Below are 20,997 nucleotides of genomic sequence, written 5' to 3' on the forward strand. Positions count from 1 at the left end.
GAAAAATGAAAATTTCAATAGGAAACGACCACGCCGGCCCAGAATATAAAAAAGCAATTGTTGCCATGCTTGAAGCAAAAGGTTATGAAGTAACCAATTACGGTACAGATACAGATGCTTCTGTTGATTATCCTGATTTTGGACACCCAGTTGCGAATGATGTATCTGAAGGAAAAGCTGATTTTGGTATCGTAATCTGCGGAAGCGGAAACGGAATTGCAATGACTGTTAATAAACACCCAAAGGTAAGAGCTGGCTTATGCTGGACTAAAGAAATTGCTTATTTAACACGTTTACACAACGATGCTAATATTGTGAGTATTCCGGCAAGGTTTACTTCTATTCATCAGGCTGTTGAAATTGTTGAAACATTTTTAGAAACTGCTTTTGAAGGTGGAAGACACCAAAACAGAGTGAATAAGATTGCTTGTTCGTAAAAAAGCCAAAAAAATTCGGTGTTGCGCACCAGTAACATAAAAACACCGGGCGGATTTTTAAATTCATCCGGTGTTTTGTTTTAAATATCTTAAAATCAATAATTTGTGTTTTTTAAATTAAGGATATTAACATTGTTAATATCTAAATATTATGAGTCATTTTTAAATAGATAACTACAATCTGTACAATAATAATATAAGAGAACTTCATAATAAATGTAGTTTTACTTGTTTTATGTCTAAAGAAAAACATTCCTGTTAATAAACCAATTGTTCCACCAATAAAAGCGAGAATAAACAATACACTTTCTGGAATTCGCCTATTGTGTCTTCGGGCTTGAAATTTATCATAGCCTGTAATAAGGAATGTGAAGATGTTTATAATTAAAAAATATAGGAGTAAAACGGTCATTAGTTTAGGAATTAAATAACATAATTTTTGGAATCTAAAATATAGGCATTTATTTACATTAAAAGTATATTTTTGCCCAAAATTAACACTAAGATTATTATAGATTTAGACTACATGAAGAAAATATTTTATCTTACCCTTATATCTTTCCATTTTTTAACCGCTCAGGAAAAATCAAAAATATTATATAGAAATGAGGTAGTAACCATAACAAATAAAAGTAAACTGGAAATAGAATCTTTTATTGAAGAACAGCGGGAAATAGCTAAGAGTAAAAATGTCGAAGAATATTCAATAAATATACCGTATGACAATTTTAGCGAGATTTCGAATATAAAAGGAGCTTCAATAAATCCGGTTACCAACAAGAAAACTAAATTATCTCAATACGAAATAAGTACTAACGAACTCAAAAGCAGGGATATTTTTTACAGTGATAATAAGTACAAACATTTTGATTTTAATTCTGTTGTAGATAAATCGAAAATTGAATATTCGTATAAAATAAAGCAAAATGAGCCTCGATTACTTTCGTACTTTACTTTTCAGCACGAACTACAGATGGTTGCTTCAAAATTTGAAATAAGAGCAGATGCATCAGTAGAAATTGGTTATAAGCTTTTTGGAGAAAATCAGGATAAAGTTGTTTTCACTCAAACCAAAGAAGGAAATACAAATGTTTATACCTGGACTGCTGTAAATGTACCGGCATTTAAAGAGGAAAACAGATCTTTAAACTATACTTATTTCTTGCCGCATGTAGTCTATTATATAAAAAGTTACACCAAAGAAAACCAGAAAGAAGATATATTTCCAGATGTAAAACATCTTTATAAGTGGTATTATTCTTTGGTAAAAGAGGTTAATAAACTAGATCAAACAGCAGTAAAAAACAAAACATTAGATTTAGTTAAAGACAAAACCAGCTCAAAAGATAAAGCAAAAGAGATTTACAACTGGGTGCAGCAAAACATTCATTATGTTGCTTTTGAATATGAAATGGGAGGATTTATTCCGCGCGATGCAGCTTCGGTTTTTGATAAAAAATATGGAGATTGTAAAGACATTTCTAATTTATTAAACGAAATGTTCAAATATGCCGGCATTGAGTCCAATTTAGTTTGGATTGGAACCAGAGATAAACCTTATAGCTTTTCTGATGTTCCTACACCGTTAGTAAACAATCACATGATTACTGCTGTAAAAATTGACAAACAAAGATATTTTGTAGACGGAACAGATTCTTTTTGTCCATTTGGATTTCCATCTGCTATGATTCAAGGAAAAGAAGGACTTATTGGTATAGCTGAAGAGGAATTTGTTATTGAAAAAGTGCCCGTTGTCGATGTTAAAGACAACAAATTGAAAGTCGATTTGAAATTGAAAATTGCAGATAATAGCGTTTTTGGTACGTCTAAAATAGAATTATCAGGCTATGAAAAAAGTCATTTTTTAAATGTTTTGGCAGCCAACAAACAGAAGGAAGATGAGATTTTAAAAAATGGAATGGCAAGATTTAATGAAAAGATTGAAGTAGAAACCATTGATGTAAACAAACACGAATACGAAAATAAAGAAACTACTTTGTCTTATAATCTTAAACTTGACGGATGGGCTAAAAAAATAGGAGAGAAGATCATCGTTAAGCCTATTTTATTAGCGCCTTTTAAAGAATATATAATTGATTTGAAGGAAAGAAAATTACCTATTGAAAATGACTCTAAGTTTATAAACGAATTTAATTATATCTATGAAGTTCCGGAAAATTATCAATTGGAATTTATACCCGAAAACAGCAAGAAAGAGAACGAAACATTAAGTTATGAAATCGCTTATAAAAAAGACAAAAAGAATTTAGTAGTATCTCAGAAAATTATTTTAAAAAAATTACTTATTGAAACCAATACGTTTGAAAGTTGGAATTCAGTAGTAAGCGAATTGACCCAACAATACAACCAATCTATAATCTTAACCAAAAAGTAATGAAAAAATTTGCCCTGATTTTAGTGTTTTTTTCTTTTTTAAAAACACAAGCACAAGAAATAAAAAGTTATACCTGGGATGCTGTTCCATCTTTTAAAGCAATTCCGGAAGAATATAAAAAAATGCCCGCAGTTGTTTTGTTTGATAAAAGATGGGTTCATACCAGAATTAATACCAATATGTACGGATTTGCAAAATTTAAAATGGAACATTTTGCAGTTAAAATAAACGAAGCTTCAGAAATCAACAAATACAATAAAGTTACCGCAGATGATAATAATACAATTCGTGACACAAAAGATTTTCATGCAAGGGTAATAAAACCAAATGGCGACGTAAAAGTTTTATCAGAAAGCCAGATCGTAAATTCTGATGTAAAAAATGTAAAATCGATTGTTTTTGAAGGAGTGGAGAAAGGCGATATTTTAGAATATTATTTTATTGTAAAAGAAAATCCTACGTCAAATGGAGTTGAAATTTACCAAAAAGAAGCACCAGTACTTCACGCCGAATTTACGCTAACAGATTCAGGATCTGCTGCGTCAAGATTATTTGCTTCTCCTGAATTTACAGACAATCATATTAAAAATAAAATATTTTATACCGCAGACAATATTCAGCCAATTTCAAACGAAAGAAGTTCAAAGAAATTTAAAAATCTGGTTAAAGTTTTTTACTTAATTGCCGGAACCTCACAATCAATGGTAGCGAAACAATGGAATCCATTTTTTAAAGAGTATATAAAAAACCTAAAACCGTATGCTTTTTCCAATGGTGATGTGAAAAAACTGCTTCAAAAGTTAAATATAAAAGATAAAAGCACCGATGAGAAATTAACCATTTTAGATGAATATATTAAAACACATTTTGAGTATTATTCTGATGGAGAATCTATTTTCAATGATGTAAAGATTGTTGACGGAACAGGAAAATTAAGTCATAAGGATTTTATGTGTATTTATAAACTTTCATTAGATGCATTGAAAATTCCTTATGAAATTATTGCAAATGAAGACCGGTTTATAGGAGAACTAGACGATGAAATGATGACATTTTATGAGTTTACGGAGTTTAACTTTTATATCAGAGAAACCAATAAATTTATTTCTCCGAATGCAGGATATCTTCCATATGGAAATTTAGGATACGAATATCAGGATACAAAATCAAAAGGATATGATGTAAATAAAAAACAAAATACCACTATTTTTATTCCTATTATTGCATCAGATTTTACTAAAATAGAATCAGAATCAGTTGTAAATTTGTCAGCAGATTTAGCAAAAGTGACGATAGACAAAAAATTATCAAATACAGGCTACGTAGGACAAATTCTGCGTTATTCGTACAAGGATTTGTCTAATAATGATGAAAAGAAAGATCTAACAGATTTTGTAAAAGAAGTTTCAATAAATGGTGTTGATGTGAAACTTTTGGAACACACAGTTGAAAATTTAGAATTTAAAAATAATTATACAAATACACCGTTTGTTATAAATTCAAAGCTGGAATCAGTAGAATCATTTACAGAAAAAGCCGGAAATTTACTGATGCTTAATTTAGGAAAAGTAATAGGAAACCAAGCTAATCTGTATCAGGAAAATACAAGAAAAACGGAAATCGATTTAAAGTATGCAAATGAGTATCATCATACGATTGTTTTTAACATTCCAAAAGGATATCAAGTAGATCATTACAATGATTTAGTGATAGATAAAGAAATGAAGTATGATGAAAATAAAAACTGCTTATTTAAGTCGACTGTAAAGGTTGTTGGAAATCAGGTAATTGTTACCGTTGATGAAAAATATAAATCGATAAATTACCCAAAAGATATTTATCAGGAATATAGAAAAGTGTATAACGCTTCGGCTGATTTTAGTAAAGCAAGTATCGTGTTAAAGCCCATAAAGAAAAAATAATGACTAATATTCAATTCATTGCCAAGTCTGTTCAGGCGCCGGCAGTAAGCATTCAAAACACAGTAAAATTATTAGAGGAAGACTGTACAATTCCGTTTATTTCCCGATACAGAAAAGACGCAACAGGAAATCTTGACGAAACTGTAATTGAGCAAATTGCAAAACTTCAAAAAGATTATGATACGCTTATAAAACGAAAAGAAGCGGTTCTGAAATCTATTGAAGAACAAAAAGCACTTACACCAGAATTGAAGAAAAAAATCGAAGAAAGTTTCGATTTACAAGAGATAGAAGATTTTTACCTTCCATACAAAAAGAAGAAAAAGACAAAAGCCGATGTGGCCCGCGAATTTGGTTTAGAGCCATTAGCTAAACTGATTATATCTGAAAGTGATGCTGATATCGATTTTATTTCGACACAGTACATTAATGAAAATGTTATCAATGAAGAAGCAGCGATTCAAGGTGCGAGAGATATTGTGGCAGAATGGATTAACGAAAATATCTATGTTCGTAAACAGCTTCGTAGATTATATCAGCGAAAAGCGATCATTGCTACTAAAGTTGTAAAAAAGAAAGCGGAAGAAGAAGGAGCGCAGAAATTCAGTCAGTATTTTGATTGGGAAGAACCGTTGACAAAAGCACCGGCACACCGTTTACTGGCAATGTTACGTGCAGAAAATGAAGGTTTTATCAAAATGAAAATAGATGTTGATATCGATGATGCTTACGATGTTATTGATGAAATCATCATTAAAAAACAAAACAATACAACAGCTCATTTGCAGTTAGCAATTGAAGATAGTTACAAACGTTTATTGAATCCGGCAATTGGAAACGAAACCTTGCAAGAGGCAAAAGCAAAAGCTGATGCTAATTCCATTCAGGTTTTTGCTAATAATTTAGGTCAGTTATTACTGGCTCCGCCGTTGGGAGAAAAACGCATTTTGGCAATCGATCCTGGATTTAGAAGCGGTTGTAAAGTGGTTTGTCTGGATGAAAAGGGCGATTTATTATACAACGAAACCATTTATCCGCATGCGCCTCAAAATGAAGAATCAATGGCGATCAAGAAAATCCGTTCGATGGTGAATGCCTATCAGATTGATGCAATTTCTATCGGAAACGGAACCGCTTCAAGAGAAACGGAATTTTTCATTAAAAAAATCGCTTTCGACAAACCAATTCAGGTTTTTATTGTTTCTGAGGCTGGAGCTTCGGTATATTCAGCTTCAAAAATTGCGCGTGAAGAATTTCCAAATTATGACGTAACCGTTCGTGGTTCTGTTTCTATCGGGCGACGACTCTCAGATCCTTTGGCCGAATTGGTAAAAATCGATCCAAAAGCTATTGGAGTAGGACAATATCAACATGACGTTGATCAGACGAAATTAAAAGAAGAATTGGACAGCACTGTAATTCGTTGCGTAAACTCGGTTGGAATCAATATCAACACAGCAAGTAAACATTTACTAAGTTATGTGAGTGGAATAGGAGAGAAGCTGGCCGAAAATATTGTACAATACCGTTCTGAAAACGGCCCTTTCGAAGATAGAAAACAATTGAAAAAAGTGCCTCGTTTAGGTGATAAAGCATATCAGCAAGGAGCAGCGTTTATTAGAATTACCAATGCTAAAAATCCGCTGGATAATTCGGCGGTACATCCGGAAGCTTATCCGGTTGTGGAAAAGATGGCGAAGGATTTGAATATTTCTTTAAATGAATTAATTGCAAACAAAGAAAAAACAGCGCTTATTAAGCCCGAAAAGTATGTAACACATGAAATTGGTTTATTAACGCTTAAAGACATCATAAAAGAGCTTGAAAAGCCTGGATTGGACCCACGAAAGTCCGCTAAGGTTTTTGAGTTTGATGCAAATGTAAAATCAATAAAAGATTTGAAAACTGGAATGATTTTGCCAGGAATTGTTAATAACATCACCAACTTCGGCTGTTTTGTTGACATCGGAATCAAAGAAAGTGGATTAGTACACATTTCACAGTTAAAAGCCGGTTTTGTAAGCGATGTAAATGAAGTGGTAAAACTGCATCAGCATGTTGATGTGAAAGTTACTGAGGTTGATGAAGATAGAAAAAGAATTCAGCTGACGATGGTTTTGTAGAAATTTCAATTTTTAAAATTCCAAATTCCAAGATTATTGAAATCATTAAATAAAAAATGCCCAAATTACAATTGTAGTTTGGGCATTTTTATTATATAATTCTAAAACTATATTTTTATAAATTTTTGGGAGGTTTCTCCGCTTCCGGCTTTTATTTTAATTAAATATAAACCTGATGTAAAAGAGCTTACATCTATTGAAGTATTTACATTTTCTTTTGTGTAAATCAATCTTCCTAATAAATCATAAATTTTTATGGAGTAATTTGAATCTTGTAATGAATTGATGTTTAATGTATTTTTTACAGGATTTGGCCATACAGAAAATGATTTGTTTTCTTTGATGAAATCTTCGTTTGATAAGACAACTTCAGTTCCTTTTAGACGTATAAGGAATGCAGAGAAATTATCTTTTTTATAACTGGAATAAGAACCGCTAACTAGTATTTTTCCATTATTTTGTAGAGTAACTGATCGAACACCAACTTTATCATTATCCGAAATTAAATTATATAAAAGACCAAATTCAGTTCCGTTAAATGAGGAATCTAAACTTCCATCTGAATTTAACCGCGCTAGGCGATCAGTAAAATAATTTTGGTAAACACTAAAATCACCACCAACAATTATTTTTCCATCATTTTGTAAAGCTATAGAATTCACATAAAAATTAAATCCGCCTTTACTATTAAATGAAGAATCTAAACTCCCATCAGAATTTAACCTGGTTATATAGTTTTGATTAATATCTTGATAGAACTTAAACGTTCCTCCAACAATTATTTTTCCATCTTTTTGTTCTTCAATTGTTAATACATCATTTAATGTATAAGTGCTACCAAATCCTTTTCCAATATCAAAAGAAGTATCTTTACTAGCATCTGATTTTAAACGAATTATACCTTTTTGACTAACTCCTTGATAAGTTGTAAACTCACCTCCTACTAAAATTTTTCCATCAGAAAGCAGTTTGACAACTCTTACAGATTTATCAAATCCTCTTCCAACTGCAAAAGATTTATCAATACTTCCATCTGCATTTAAACGGATTAATTTACCCATATTTACTCCTCTATATTGAGTAAAATCACTTCCAACTATTATCTTTCCATCTGGTTGGATTACTATTGATTGAATTTTATATGCTCCATTTGCGCCAACAAATCCATTGTCGGTATCTGTATCAAAAGATTTATCAATGCTTCCATCAGTATTTAAACGGATTAATGCCTTTTGCCAATAACCTTGATAATCAGTAAAACAGCCACCAATAATTATTTTTCCATCAGCTTGTTGCGCTATAGCCTGAACAAGTGGAAAGCCTCCAGAATAATTACTAAATCCACTTCCAACATTGAAACTATAATCTTTGCTCCCGTCAGAATTTAGACGAACCAAACACTTATGAGAACTTCCGTTAAATTTTAAAAATTGTCCTCCTACTAATATTTTTCCATCGCTTTGCAAGCAGGTTACAAGTACGGTATTACTAAATCCATTTCCTATATTAAAACTAACATCTTTTGATGCATCAGGGTTTAATCGAACTAAACGATTTTCAACTGTTTCTTGATAAGTACTAAAATCTCCAGCAACTATTACTTTTCCATCATTTTGTAATGTTAGGCAATAAACAGAAGAACCATTTGACCCATAATTTATTCCTTTTTCTATTTTAAAAGAATTATCAATACTTCCATCTTTATTTAACCGAACAATATCTTTTTTATACAAATTCTGATAATATTCAAATTGTCCTCCAACAATTATTTTTCCATCATTTTGAATTATTATTGAATTTACAAAAGTATAAGAACCAAATCCTTGTCCAATTGCAAATGTAGTGTCTTTAGTACCATCACTATTTAAACAAATAAATCCTTTTTCAATTTTTGCACTGTACTTATAGAATTGCCCACCCACTAATATTTTTCCATCCTCTGTAATTGCTATAGAATTGACTACATCATCAAATCCACTACCTAGCATTTTTATTGTAGTATCTTTGCTTCCGTCCTGATTTAAGCGAGTTAAACGATATTGTACTAGATTATTGTATTTAGTAAAATTACCTCCTATAACAATTTTATCATCGTTTTGTATAGCAATAGTTTTAACAGTATTATCAGGACCAGTTCCAATGTCAAAGGAGTCATCTTTACTGCCATCACTATTCAACCGAATTAAATTTTTTTGATCCTTGTTTTTGTATTTAGAGAAGTTGCCACCAATAATTATTTTTCCATCCTTTTGTATTGCAATAGAATAAATAACACTATTTTTAGCATCAAACCCTGAACCTATGTCAAATGAAGTGTCTTTACTTCCATCAGCATTTAGTCTAATCAGACAATTCTGAGATTTGCTTTGGTAATTAGTAAAAGCACCTCCTACCAATATTTTTCCATCTTTTTGCAACACTATAGTTCTTAGTCCACTATCAAATCCTGTATCTATTTTAAAGGAAGAATCTTTACTTCCATCAGGATTAAGACGTGTTAAATAATTTTCAGTAGATCCTTGATATGAATTATAAGCACCTCCTACAAGTATTTTTCCATCAGACTGAACAGCTGTAGAATAAATGTTTCCATTAAAGCCTGGATGTGGACCAAAGTTAATATCCACATCTGTTGGATTCTGAGCGGAGATTGTGTAAGTAGATAAAAAGTAAATTAAAAAAAGTAAAGTTTTTTTCATACAAATAAATTTTGCCAAATATATAGAAATTTTCTTTCAAGTATATCTGGGAACTTTGCAAACAAAAAACACCCAAATTAAAATCTATAATTTGGGTGTTTATATGTTTAAGATTATTTCAAAATCACTTTTTTAGTGACACTTTTAAAATCATCATTGGATATTTTTACGAAATAAACGCCAGATGCTTGATTGGTCAGATTAATTTCGGTGTTTTCTGAAATTGTTTTTTGTTGATGAATAACACTTCCCGAAGGAGAAATTACTGAAATAGTCGATTGCTGAGGCGCACTAATTGTGATTCGATCAGCGCTCGGATTTGGGAAAAGCGTAACAGTAGATTTTTCAATATCAAAATTTTCATTGGACAGAGTAGCAGTTGGGGGCAGATAAAAATTACCAGTTAATAAAAAAGAGTATAATGTTTTTAGGGTATGATTAAAATAGCTGTTTGGCTCGTTGAGGTTTTTTAAATCGGTATAAGAAGCATCTAAATGCGCTTGATTTTCACCAGCCATAGCAGCGCAGGCAAATGCGCCAACAAACGTAGCATTGTGCCATTGTCCGCTTACGGTTCCGTTTTGGTTGTAACCATCTTTAATGCTGGTTGTTCCGCCAAGATTGATACGAACAAAATCAGATGATTTTTTAGCATAAGTTTTAGCATCCGCAGTTCCGTACCAAACATAATCTACAGCAATTCTCCAGGGAGTTCTTGCGGCGTCATAAGTATATAGTTTTCCAGCGTTTGCATAATTTCCAGCTTGAGAAGAATACGCTCCGGAAGCTTCGCACCAATCTGAAACCAAACCACCAACAGCATTGTTTTGTATCAAATTATTGTTGATAATGGTGTAAGCCTTTGCAGCAACTTGATTCCAATAAGCGGTGTCATTTGTAAAAACGCCAAAAGCACGGTAATAAGCAGGAGAGAAGTAAGAAGGGTTTGTAATCTGGCTTCCGCCGAATTGATCACCAGGCTTTAAAACATAAGTATTGGCTTCAACTTCATAATTTTTAATAGCCGTAATTAAAGCGGTTGCATCACTTTTGTAATTGATAGCTCCCGTGCTTGCCCATTGATAATCGGCAACAATAAGAGCGAAGGCGGCGTCGAGTTCAGCATCTGTAGCTCCATTGTAACCAATAGTTCCGGAGCATCCGCTGATTTTCCAGTTCATCACTTTATTGCTGTTTACATTGTCTTTGTAATACAGCCAAAGGCCATCAAAAAGTATTTTATCCGCTTTATAAGCAGAAAGTAACATACCGTAGGCAATTCCTTCAGAAACTGTTTCAGCAGAATTATCGAATTTTACACGATATCTTCCGTTAGAACAGGGTTCTGTAAAATTCATTTTCCAGGTATCATAATTGGTTTGAGCATCCTGACTGTTTCTGGGGACAGCCATAAGTCCGTTTCCATATACCTTGTTGGCAGGAAAAGACTGCGTTTGTGATTGGCTTTCTATAGCTAGCAAAAAAGCAATCACGAAAAATAGGTTTTTCATATCTTAAAAAATTTAGGGTGCTTAAAAGTAAGATTTTTTAGATATAAAAAAAATCCCAAACTACAATTTGTAATTTGGGATTAATAAAAAAGTCAAAAAGGATTATTTTTTTAAAATAAATTTCTGAGCTTTAAATGTATTATGATCAGTGTTTTGAATTAAATAAACACCATCAGCAAGATCTTCTAAATGAATTGTATTAAGAATATCTGCATTTAAATGTACTGATTTTACAAGCTTTCCTGCAGCATCTACTATGATATATTTTCCGTTATACTTAGTAACAATATTTAAAATTCCTCTACTTGGAACAGGATACATTTTAAATTGAGAGACTTTAAAGTCATCAAGACCTAAATTAGTTACATTCATACAATCAGAAACTGTTGTACATTCTCCAATAGTAATTGCTACCTTATAATCTCCCACTACAGAAGGTGTAAAAGATTGATTGGTTTCATTGGTTAATAATGTATTTGGACATTTATACCACTGATATCTAGCTCCGGAATGATCTGCTGTTAATATTCCGGAATTTAAGCTTACTGTTTTTACAATATCAGAAGGATTAGTAATTGTTAATACTAATGTTTTTGTGTCACAACCAACAGTATGACTATAGACTCCGGAAGTTGAAAAAGTTGTACCATTTATTGGCCAAACGTAAACTTCACAAGCTGTTACAGTTTCTGTAGAATTAGTAGAATTAGTAATTATTAAACTTAGAGTTTTGGTATCACATCCTACAGAATAATTATATGTTCCAGATGATGTATAGGTTATTCCATTTACTGGCCAGGTGTAACTATCACATGCGTGTTCTACAACTGTATTACTAGTAGTATTAGTAATTGTCAATGCTAATATTTTTGTGTCACAACCAACGGTATGTGTATAAGTTCCTGATGTTGTATAGGTATTGCCATTTACTGACCAAGTATAGCTATTGCATGCAGATTCTGTCTGAGTAGAACTTGTAGATTTTGTAACAGTTAATGCTAAAGTTTTCGTATCACATCCTACATTATGTATATAATTTCCCGAAGTGGTATAGGTAACACCATTAACTGGCCACGTATAACTGTCACATGCCGTTTGTGATTCAGACGAGTTTGTAGATTTTGTAATAGTTAATGCTAAAGTTTTTGTATCGCAACCTACTTTATGTGTATAATTTCCAGAAGTGGTATAGGTAACACCATTAACTGGCCACGTATAACTGTCACAAGCCGTTTGTGATTCAGACGAGTTTGTAGATTTTGTAATAGTTAATGCTAAAGTTTTTGTATCGCAACCTACTTTATGCGTATAATTTCCAGAAGTGGTATATGTTATACCATTCGCTGGCCACGTATAACTATCACAAGCATTTTGTGATTCAGACGAGTTTGTAGATTTTGTAATAGTTAATACTAAAGTTTTTGTATCGCAACCTACTTTATGCGTATAATTTCCAGAAGTGGTATATGTTATACCATTCACTGGCCACGTATAACTATCACAAGCCGTTTGTGATTCAGACGAGTTTGTAGATTTTGTAATAGTTAATGCTAAAGTTTTTGTATCGCAACCTACTTTATGTGTATAATTTCCAGAAGTGGTATATGTTATACCATTCGTTGGCCACGTATAATTGTCACAAGCTGTTTGTGATTCAGACGAGTTTGTAGATTTTGTAATAGTTAATGCTAAAGTTTTTGTATCGCAACCAACAGTGTAATCATAAACTCCTGAAGATGTATAGGTCATTCCGTTTACAGACCAGTTATAGCTGTCACAGGCAGATTCTGTTTGCGTAGAGCTTGTAGATTTAATAATAGTTAATGCTAAAGTTTTCGTCTCACATCCAACTTTGTGCGTATAATTTCCAGAAGCAGTATATGTTAGTCCATTGACCAGCCATGTATAACTATCGCAGGCAGTCTGTGTTTCAGAAGAGCTTGTAGATTTTGTAATGGTTAATGCTAAAGTTTTTGTATCGCAACCTACTTTATGCGTATAATTTCCAGAAGTGGAATATGTTACGCCATTCACTGGCCATGTATAAGTGTCACAAGCAGATTCTGTTTGTGTAGAACTTGTAGAATTAGTAATGGTTAACGCTAAAGTTTTGGTATCACATCCAATTTTATGTGTATAATTTCCAGTAGTGGTATATGTTACACCATTTATCGGCCATGTATAGCTGTCGCATGCCGTTTGTGATTCAGCAGGAGATGAGGTTGAAGGAGTGATAGTCAGAATCAATTTTTTTGTATCACATCCAACCACAGTTGTATAGGTTCCGGAACTAGTATAAGTTGTTCCATTTGCACTCCAGGTGTAAGAATCACATGCAGATATAGTTTCTGGTGTTGAAGTAGTAGATGGAGTGATAGTTAAATTCAAAGTTTTTGTATCACATCCAACGACAGTTGTATAGGTTCCGGAACTAGTATAAGTTGTTCCATTTGCACTCCAGGTATAAGAGTCACAAGCAGACATAGTTACTGCTGGTGATGTTGTTGATGGAGTTCCCGTTACCGTTTTTACCAAAACTCTGTCACTTGCACAATAAGCTGTTTCACAAGCCACACAATAAGTAGTATTATTTGCTGTAGGAGTTGCCGAAACGGAAGCTCCGGTTGCAAAACTTGTTCCTCCGCTCATTGCAGTATACCAAGTTGCTGTTGTTCCTAGTGGACAAGTAGCATTTAAAGTAACTGCCGTACTTCCTAAACAAGGAATATTTTGTGTATCAGCAGTAGCAATAGCACTTCCTGGTTTGATTGAAGTTGTTGTAATATTTGAATTTACAGTTGAGAAATTAGAACCATTAACAGTTGCCTGATTGGTAACGGCACAAGTATTTTGAGGCAATGTACTGGCAGCATTAATTGTAGCACTAAATGTAATTACAGTAGATTTTCCGGCAGCTAAAGTAAATGGTCCTGCAGAAAGTGTTGTTGCAGTTGCATTAACAGCTGCACTTTTTGCAGTAACCGAATTATCATTTATAGCAGAATTGTTAACAGTTGATTCTGCAGCTGGTTTTGTTTCCTCCTGAACATCGTTTTGAGGAGCCATTTTTGAAGCAGTTCCATTATCAGGAAGAGTTACGGTTCCAGAGATCACTTTTCCGGAACCTGCTTCGTCAATTGCAGTTCCATTATTATTGTTATTTGCTTTCCAAAAATTTGTTAAAGCCAGGTTTTTATCAGACCCTGAAGCATATGGAGAAGTACCTTGTAAAATAACTTCACAATTAGGACCCTGAGATAACACATCAAAATTACCTGCGGCTAATCCGGTTGCAGCATTTACAATATTTCCAGTAACCTTTGCAGCACTTTTCATAGTGCTTGAACTATTATCTGCATAAGAAACAATTCCAATATGGGTGTAGGCATTATTTATGACGCTTATATTATTATTTGTTATTGAGGCATCAATTCGACCAGAACCTATAGTTCCATTATCGTTTGCTTCAGAAAAAATCCCATAATTTGCAGCATTAGTAATTGTATTATTTGCAATTTCAGTAATATGTTTGGCATTTCCGTAAGCAGAAACAGTTATTCCGTTTCCAATTGGCGAGCTTCCTCCGTCAATAGTATTATTATTTATTCGTCCTTTTATAGTTCCTAAACCCTGATTTCCTACACTCAATGCAGAAAGAGAAGAAAAACTGGATTTTATGGTATTATTTATAATATTGTAATTTACAGTTGCAGTTCCGTTAACTTGTAAAGATAAACCATTACTTCCCGGGTTTGATGATGCAGCATTTATAGTATTAGCATCTGTTGCAGCAGTGTTACCACCTATTTGAACAGTATTTACAGAAGAGCCATTAAAGTTTAAAGCTAATCCCGTAGTTTTTGGATTAGAAAAGTCATTTTTCTTAAAGACTAAAGTATTAATTGAAGTTCCTTTTGCCTGAAAAATAAAGTTACTGTCACCATTTGATTTATTGAAAGAGTTTTTAAATTGAGAGTCTGTTACTGTCAGGCTTAGAGTTGGATTTTGTGAAATTCCATTATACCCAAAAAAACCTCTTCCCCAGGAATCATTAACAGTAGTATTTGTGATAGAACAGGTTCCTTTCAAATCAAGGGCAAATATTCCACCAACATTTACATTTCCTCCATTTGCACTTCCACAACCAGTTATAGCACTATTACTTAAAACAAAATTGTTAACATCATTTAAATTTATTCCTATTGAGTTTGTAGTACCTGAAACAGCAATATTATCTAATGTAACTCCTCCCGATATTGTTTTAAAATGCAAAGCTGCAAAGGAATTTGTATTATTATTTTGAGGGTTTGGAACATTTACATTTACTCCAGAAGTGCTTGAATTAGTAAAATTCATGTTTTTAAGAGTAACATTTGTACATGAAATAAATTCAGCCCCTCTTTGTTGAATATTTTGAATTGTACCTCCAGAACCTGTTGTAGTTCCGGAACCTGTAATCTGAAAACTTCCCGGCGAATTAACAGAAATTCCTTTTACAGGGTTTCCGTTTGCCGAAATACTTGAAAAAACACAATCTATAGTTCCAGTTCCCGTGATATTTACTGCCTGAAGGTTTGTTGCATTGATAGAAGTATTTTTAATTTTTAATGTGCCTACATTTGAGCCGGATAAAGTTCCGGTCATCGTTACAGCCTGAATATCATTATTAGATTTTAAATTAATACCGGCGATAGTAGGATTTGCTCCACCTGTAGAGGGTAATGTATTACTATAGGTTGGCACAGTAATATTCAGTATAGAAGCTAGACCTGAAGTTGCTCCCTGACCAATTACTTTTTGATTATCATTTAAAGTCAAAAGTCCGGTAACAATTCCGGAGTATATGAAAATAGGGTTTGTACTAGTCCCTGTAATGCTATTTAAAGCTTTATAAGGCGTTGTTAAAGTTCCGTTTCCTGCAGTTGAAGCGGCACTATTTACAAAGATTATAGGAGTACTTACCGTAATATTGACCGTTGCAGTTGAGGTTTTGCCATTAGTTGAGGTTAGCGTATAAGTAAAACTATCTGAACCCGAATATCCTGCAGTTGAATTATAAGTAAAAGAACCATTTGGAGCCAAATTAACAGTACCATTAGTTGGAGCAGTTAAAATAGTTGCTGTTAAAGCAGTCGCGTCCGGACTTACATCATTTGCCAAAACACCTCCGGCAGCGTCTACGGTAATTCCAACATTTCCGATACAGGAATAAGAGTTATTGTTTGCAACTGGTGTAGCCTTAAAAGAATTAGCAACGAGAGTTAAATTAGAATCTAAAATATCCTGAAAGGTCATCCCCAGAGCATCATCTGCACCTGAATTTGTAATGGTAATAGTATAATCTAACTGAGACCCAGGTTGTGCATTTCCACCACCATTTACGGCTACAACATTATTAACAGTGACAGTTGCAGCCACAGCAGAGGAGAGATTTGCTTTTTCTTTAACTTCAGCTTTTTTACTTTTATTATTGTCTTTTGTAGCAATAAAAGGTTTTTCAGCTTTTGCTAAACTTTCAACTATAGGAGCAACAACATTTTTGTTAATAATATTATTGTACTTCATTCCAAAACTTAGAAATCCTAATAATACTATTACAACTAAGAGTTTGTTATTTTTCATTTTTTTCGCTTTAAATTGGCCTAATTAAGAAAACACTGCTTCATATTTCATTCCCGCTTCATCAAAACCAAGCGGAGTAAGAAATAATTCTAAATTGCCTTCTTCGGGATGTATAATAGTAAAAATACCCTGTTCGTAATATTCATTTTTTTGCTGCGTACGAAAAACTATAGAAAATGGATTTCTTTCTAATGGGGAATAACTGTTGAATTCGGTAGCCGAAATTAATTCTGCGTCAAGTTGAATTTCTTCCGAAATTTTAATAATAAATATTTTATTGAGTAATGAATTAAAGTTATTTACAGAGAGTAAAGATATATCCATATAGTTTAATTAATCGTTATTTTATTTGGCAGAATTCCATTCCATTAAATGGTAAACTCCATTTGTTTCGCTTATTTTTTTAAATCCTAATCTTTTATATAATTCCATAGCAGGATTAAAACTTTCAACATGAATCGTAACATTCAAATTGTTGTTGGCTGCTTTATTTAAAATTTCATTCAAAACAGAGCTGCCAATACTTTTATTCCTCCATTGAGGCAGAATTGTAATGTCTATAATGCGAATGCCTTTTTGTTCAAAAAAGAAATCAATATATAATCTCCCAATTGTTATGTTCTCTTTTTCAATTATATAGAATTTTGCGCCCAGATAATTTTTCTGATAATATTCATGCTGAGCAGAAAACTGATGTTCAATAAAAAGTCTTTTTTGTTCATCGTTCCAGTTTGTTCCTTTATCTAGTTCTTCTTTCCGGGTACTTCCATATATTTCACAAAGAATAGGAAGATCGTAAGATTGAATGTCACGAAGAATAGTATCTTTTATTTTTAATTCCAAAACACAATTATTTTACGATCTGGCAGGAAAAACTCCCTGAAGAGCAATACAAAAATTCATTGTCAAATAAGGCATCATATTATTGTGAGGAGCATTTTCTCCTGAAAGAGCGATACTACTTATACTCATATCAGTATTGGTACTACCTGTCGAATAAACTCTTATAGGATTTCCTCTTCCCAAACTATTGTTTGCAGGAGAAATTGACTGCGAATTTAAAGTTGCAGCCATTAATGAATGATTATGAGATGGAATTTCAGATTCTAACAAAGTAACTGTTTCAGACCCTCCTGTTTCTCCCAAATCATGTAAAGATAATCCAGGACCTTGTCCAGGCTGCATTGGAGTTCTTCCCTGTATATCCGGTAAAGCAAAGGTACTCCTTCCGTCACCGCCATAAGTGGTTCCTAATAATGAAAAGAGAGCGGTTTGTTGTGATAATGGCAAAAGTTGCCCATTACAAAAAGCCCAGCCTCTTGGTGGGAAATTAAATGAAAATATGCGTATTTCGGCCACAAAAGGATCCATAATATATCGTTTTATTATATTAAAAAAAATAGTGTAAAATTTGATTTTCTAGGTTTGACTAGGAAATATTCCAAACAATGAAATAATAAAATTTACACACAAATAAGGTTGAAAATTTTCATGTGGCTGACTTCCACCTGTAGCTGTAATTGATGTTACATTTAAAGGAGTTGCAGGAGTTGCACTTGAAAATATTTTATTTCCTGGCGGATTAGTACTCAACAGAGAACCTGCAGGACTTGCAGTATCTGCTAAATTTGTTGTTGCCAGTAGTGCGTGATTGTGAGTCGGAATCTGATTTACTGTAAGAGTGACTTGTTCAGCACCTCCGGTTTCTGCCAGTATAAAACCCTGACCAGAATGAATAGGAATTCTGCCTTGTAAATCAGGTAATGCAAAAGTACTTTGGCCATCGCCTCCATAAGTAGTACCAATTAATTGAAATAGAGTTTCATTCTCAGAAATAGGAAGTAATTGTCCTTGACATAACATCCATCCGGCAGGGGCAAAATTTCCTGCAAACATTCTGATTTCACCAACGTAAGGTTGTGCCATTTTTTAATTTTTACAATTAATAATTAAGTTGCTGATGGAAAAATTCCTTGAAGAGCAATACAAAAATTCAGGGTTAAAAAAGGCTGCATGTTTAAATGCGCCTGGCTACCACCAACATTTGATAGCGTTCCGGAACTCATAGCTGTTAAATTTTGATTTTGCCCACTATAAACAAGATTAGGCATAGCATTAGCTAAAACGACTGTATTATCCGGAATATTTGTAGTAGCAAGATCTGTTTTAGCTTTTAAAGAATGAGTGTGTTTTGGTATCTCAGAAATAGTTAAGGTATGGGCTTGTTCACCTCCTTTTTCTCCTAAATTATGACCATTTCCAAAATGGATAGGAGTTCTGCCACGTAAATCAGGTAATCCGAAGTTAACTCGTCCATCTCCACCAAATGTAGTTCCTAATAAGGAAAACAATCCCTGATTTTGATTTATAGGTAAAAGTTGTCCATTGCACAATGCCCATCCTTTTGGAGCAAAGTTAAAAGACATTATACGGGTCTCGGCTAAAAATGGTTCTGCCATAATAGAATTATTTTTTTTAAGATAAAATAGTGATTAAACAAAAGAAGATTGGACAACAAGACTATGTTGAGAGATTACTTCTTTTTGATATACAACATTATTACCTTCTTTTATGATAATTTTTGTTGTTGTTTGTTCAGAATCTAAGATAGTTTGCAGATATACACTTCCTTTTCTTGTATCAAAACCGTATGGATTCAATTGCTGAGAAGGAGCAGGAAATAAATAGTGAGATAAATTAACCTCGTTACTATGTATCTTTAAATCGTTCATGGCAACAGTAATAGCTTCCAAATCAAATCCTGATAAAGACCTTAATGATTTCCATTCTCCATTTGAGTTTTTCCCAAAACACAGTAGAACATCATCTACTTTTCCGGTAGTTTGGGTATGAAGATGCATTGGAAACATTTTTAAGAGTCCATCAGAAGAACTGTAACAATAATTTCCTGAAGAAACATAACCTGTTTTTTCCCAGGTTACAATAACTTTCTTGTAACAGTCCGAAAGAGACTGATCTAGCAGAAAAGCATCAAAAAAAGTTACTTTAGAGAATTTAGAAAGTATATTATTTTCCTTATTTTCAGTATTTGAGAAATTTTTTAAAGTGTTTTGAGCAACAAGTGAACCGCAAAACAAAGTTGACGCACCTACGAATCCAATATTTTTTATAAAGTTCCGTCGCTTTAAATCGATCATATTCAATGGTTTTAGTAAAAAGGACGAAGTAAAAGTACTAAAAACATTAAATGTCTGCTAAAAAAACAAAAAATTTTGTTAAAAAATGCAATAATAATCGACAAACTACGTTTATGCTGCGTTTTATTAAGAAAAACAGGATGTTTATATAGGTAAGATGTTAAAAAAATAAACCCCAAACTACTTTTAGTAATTTGGGGTATTAGTACAATAATAAAAATTGATTTTATTTCGTTTCTTCCTCTTGTTTTTTAGAAGCAGCAGGTTGATCGTCTTTAGCAGCGTTTTTAAATTCCTTAATTCCGCTTCCTAAACCTTTCATTAATTCTGGAATTTTTTTACCTCCAAAAAGTAATATCACAATACCTACGATAACAAGGATTTCTGTAAGACCTAATCTTCCCATGACTATTATATTTAATGCCGAAGCAAATTGTTTTCTAAAATTATTCCGCAAAGGTATATAGAAATATACGAAATAAAAGTATTTTTAGTTTAAAATATTTGGATCAGACCACGTTAAATATTTTATAAAATCCTGAATTTAGCCAATTCATAAAACAAATCCGAGCTTTAGCAATATTATAAATTGCTATATTTGCTCCTATTAAAAGAGTAATATGTCAAAGAAAAAACATAGTTTCAGAAGAAAATTATTCACCAAGAACCGATTAATAATTTTGAATGAGGATACTTTTGAAGAACTATTTTCTTTTAAACTTAACTTAATGAATGTCTTTGTAACGTTTACTCTAGGAGGCATTTTTTTAATTCTGATTACCACTTTCATAATTGCCTTTACACCACTCCGCGAATTTATTCCAGGATATTCTTCAACGGAGTTAAAAAGAAATGCAACCCAATTGGCAATAAAATCAGATTCCCTTGAAACAGCTTTACGACAAAATGAAGCTTATATAAAAGGAATTCAGAAAGTTTTAAAAGGAGAACTAGAATATTCAAAATTTAATAAAGATTCTATTTTAGCAGAAACAGTCGAAGACCCCGCAGACTTTAACATGAAAGCTTCTGATGCTGAAATAAAACTAAGAGATGAGGTGGCTAAAACTGAAAAAGAACAGCAGGCAAAATCTCAGAAGAAAAAGAAAAGTGACAAAAAATAATACCAT

The 20,997-nt window shown here is 32.7% G+C and carries 16 protein-coding genes; 5 read left to right on the forward strand and 11 right to left on the reverse strand.

Translation table 11 applies throughout. The annotated features are described in order from the left end of the window. The first annotated feature begins 5 nt into the window (after window positions 1-5). On the forward strand, window positions 6-437 hold the full coding sequence (rpiB, locus tag ACFS3A_RS19705; RefSeq protein ID WP_091490132.1) for a ribose 5-phosphate isomerase B: 432 nt from the start codon (window positions 6-8) through the stop codon (window positions 435-437). A gap of 142 nt (window positions 438-579) precedes the next feature. On the opposite strand, the gene ACFS3A_RS19710 is transcribed toward rpiB, so the two are convergent. Further along, window positions 580-849, reverse strand: a complete 270-nt coding sequence (locus ACFS3A_RS19710; RefSeq protein ID WP_379827274.1) for a DUF1294 domain-containing protein — start codon at window positions 847-849, stop codon at window positions 580-582. Between the two features lie 114 nt (window positions 850-963). Between ACFS3A_RS19710 and ACFS3A_RS19715 the strand changes: the two genes are divergently transcribed. Genes ACFS3A_RS19715 through ACFS3A_RS19725 form a run of 3 tightly spaced genes read left to right on the forward strand, consistent with a single transcriptional unit; the run spans window position 964 to window position 6,877 of the window. Continuing rightward, the gene (locus ACFS3A_RS19715; RefSeq protein WP_379827275.1) at window positions 964-2,832 is read left to right on the forward strand and encodes a DUF3857 domain-containing protein; all 1,869 of its coding nucleotides are present in this window, start codon (window positions 964-966) and stop codon (window positions 2,830-2,832) included. After that, a complete protein-coding gene (locus tag ACFS3A_RS19720; RefSeq protein ID WP_379827276.1) occupies window positions 2,832-4,754 on the forward strand; it encodes a DUF3857 domain-containing protein in 1,923 nt (640 codons plus the stop codon). The genes ACFS3A_RS19715 and ACFS3A_RS19720 overlap by 1 nt, the downstream gene beginning before the upstream one ends. Continuing rightward, a complete protein-coding gene (locus tag ACFS3A_RS19725) occupies window positions 4,754-6,877 on the forward strand; it encodes a Tex family protein (RefSeq protein ID WP_379827277.1) in 2,124 nt (707 codons plus the stop codon). Before ACFS3A_RS19720 ends, ACFS3A_RS19725 begins: the two co-directional genes overlap by 1 nt. Window positions 6,878-6,984: 107 nt before the next feature. Here ACFS3A_RS19725 and ACFS3A_RS19730 read toward each other — a convergent pair whose 3' ends face one another. From ACFS3A_RS19730 to ACFS3A_RS19775, 10 genes are all read right to left on the reverse strand, one after another. Then, a complete protein-coding gene (locus ACFS3A_RS19730) occupies window positions 6,985-9,576 on the reverse strand; it encodes a T9SS type A sorting domain-containing protein (protein ID WP_379827278.1) in 2,592 nt (863 codons plus the stop codon). 113 nt (window positions 9,577-9,689) lie between these two features. After that, entirely contained in the window at window positions 9,690-11,087 is a 1,398-nt protein-coding gene (locus tag ACFS3A_RS19735; protein WP_379827279.1) for a glycosyl hydrolase family 8, read from the reverse strand. Between the two features lie 102 nt (window positions 11,088-11,189). Next, a complete protein-coding gene (locus tag ACFS3A_RS19740; protein WP_379827280.1) occupies window positions 11,190-16,709 on the reverse strand; it encodes an Ig-like domain-containing protein in 5,520 nt (1,839 codons plus the stop codon). Between the two features lie 24 nt (window positions 16,710-16,733). Next, window positions 16,734-17,033, reverse strand: a complete 300-nt coding sequence (locus ACFS3A_RS19745) for a DUF6916 family protein (RefSeq protein WP_379827281.1) — start codon at window positions 17,031-17,033, stop codon at window positions 16,734-16,736. Between the two features lie 21 nt (window positions 17,034-17,054). Next, on the reverse strand, window positions 17,055-17,552 hold the full coding sequence (locus ACFS3A_RS19750; RefSeq protein ID WP_379827282.1) for a GNAT family N-acetyltransferase: 498 nt from the start codon (window positions 17,550-17,552) through the stop codon (window positions 17,055-17,057). 12 nt (window positions 17,553-17,564) lie between these two features. Continuing rightward, on the reverse strand, window positions 17,565-18,080 hold the full coding sequence (locus ACFS3A_RS19755) for a phage tail protein (protein ID WP_379827283.1): 516 nt from the start codon (window positions 18,078-18,080) through the stop codon (window positions 17,565-17,567). A 48-nt stretch (window positions 18,081-18,128) separates the two neighbouring features. Next, the gene (locus ACFS3A_RS19760; protein ID WP_379827284.1) at window positions 18,129-18,635 is read right to left on the reverse strand and encodes a phage tail protein; all 507 of its coding nucleotides are present in this window, start codon (window positions 18,633-18,635) and stop codon (window positions 18,129-18,131) included. A gap of 23 nt (window positions 18,636-18,658) precedes the next feature. Continuing rightward, window positions 18,659-19,168: a phage tail protein gene (locus tag ACFS3A_RS19765; protein ID WP_379827285.1), complete on the reverse strand. Its 510-nt coding sequence runs from the start codon at window positions 19,166-19,168 to the stop codon at window positions 18,659-18,661. Window positions 19,169-19,201: 33 nt separating this feature from the next. Beyond that, window positions 19,202-19,867, reverse strand: coding sequence for a hypothetical protein (locus ACFS3A_RS19770; RefSeq protein WP_379827286.1), 666 nt, complete (start codon window positions 19,865-19,867; stop codon window positions 19,202-19,204). 226 nt (window positions 19,868-20,093) lie between these two features. Then, a complete protein-coding gene (locus ACFS3A_RS19775; RefSeq protein ID WP_008465789.1) occupies window positions 20,094-20,273 on the reverse strand; it encodes a Sec-independent protein translocase subunit TatA/TatB in 180 nt (59 codons plus the stop codon). Window positions 20,274-20,487: 214 nt separating this feature from the next. Between ACFS3A_RS19775 and ACFS3A_RS19780 the strand changes: the two genes are divergently transcribed. After that, the gene (locus tag ACFS3A_RS19780) at window positions 20,488-20,991 is read left to right on the forward strand and encodes a peptidase (RefSeq protein WP_379827287.1); all 504 of its coding nucleotides are present in this window, start codon (window positions 20,488-20,490) and stop codon (window positions 20,989-20,991) included. The last annotated feature ends 6 nt before the right edge of the window (window positions 20,992-20,997 follow it).

The sequence above is a fragment of the Flavobacterium notoginsengisoli genome, assembly GCF_042686225.1.
GTDB lineage: Bacteria > Bacteroidota > Bacteroidia > Flavobacteriales > Flavobacteriaceae > Flavobacterium > Flavobacterium notoginsengisoli.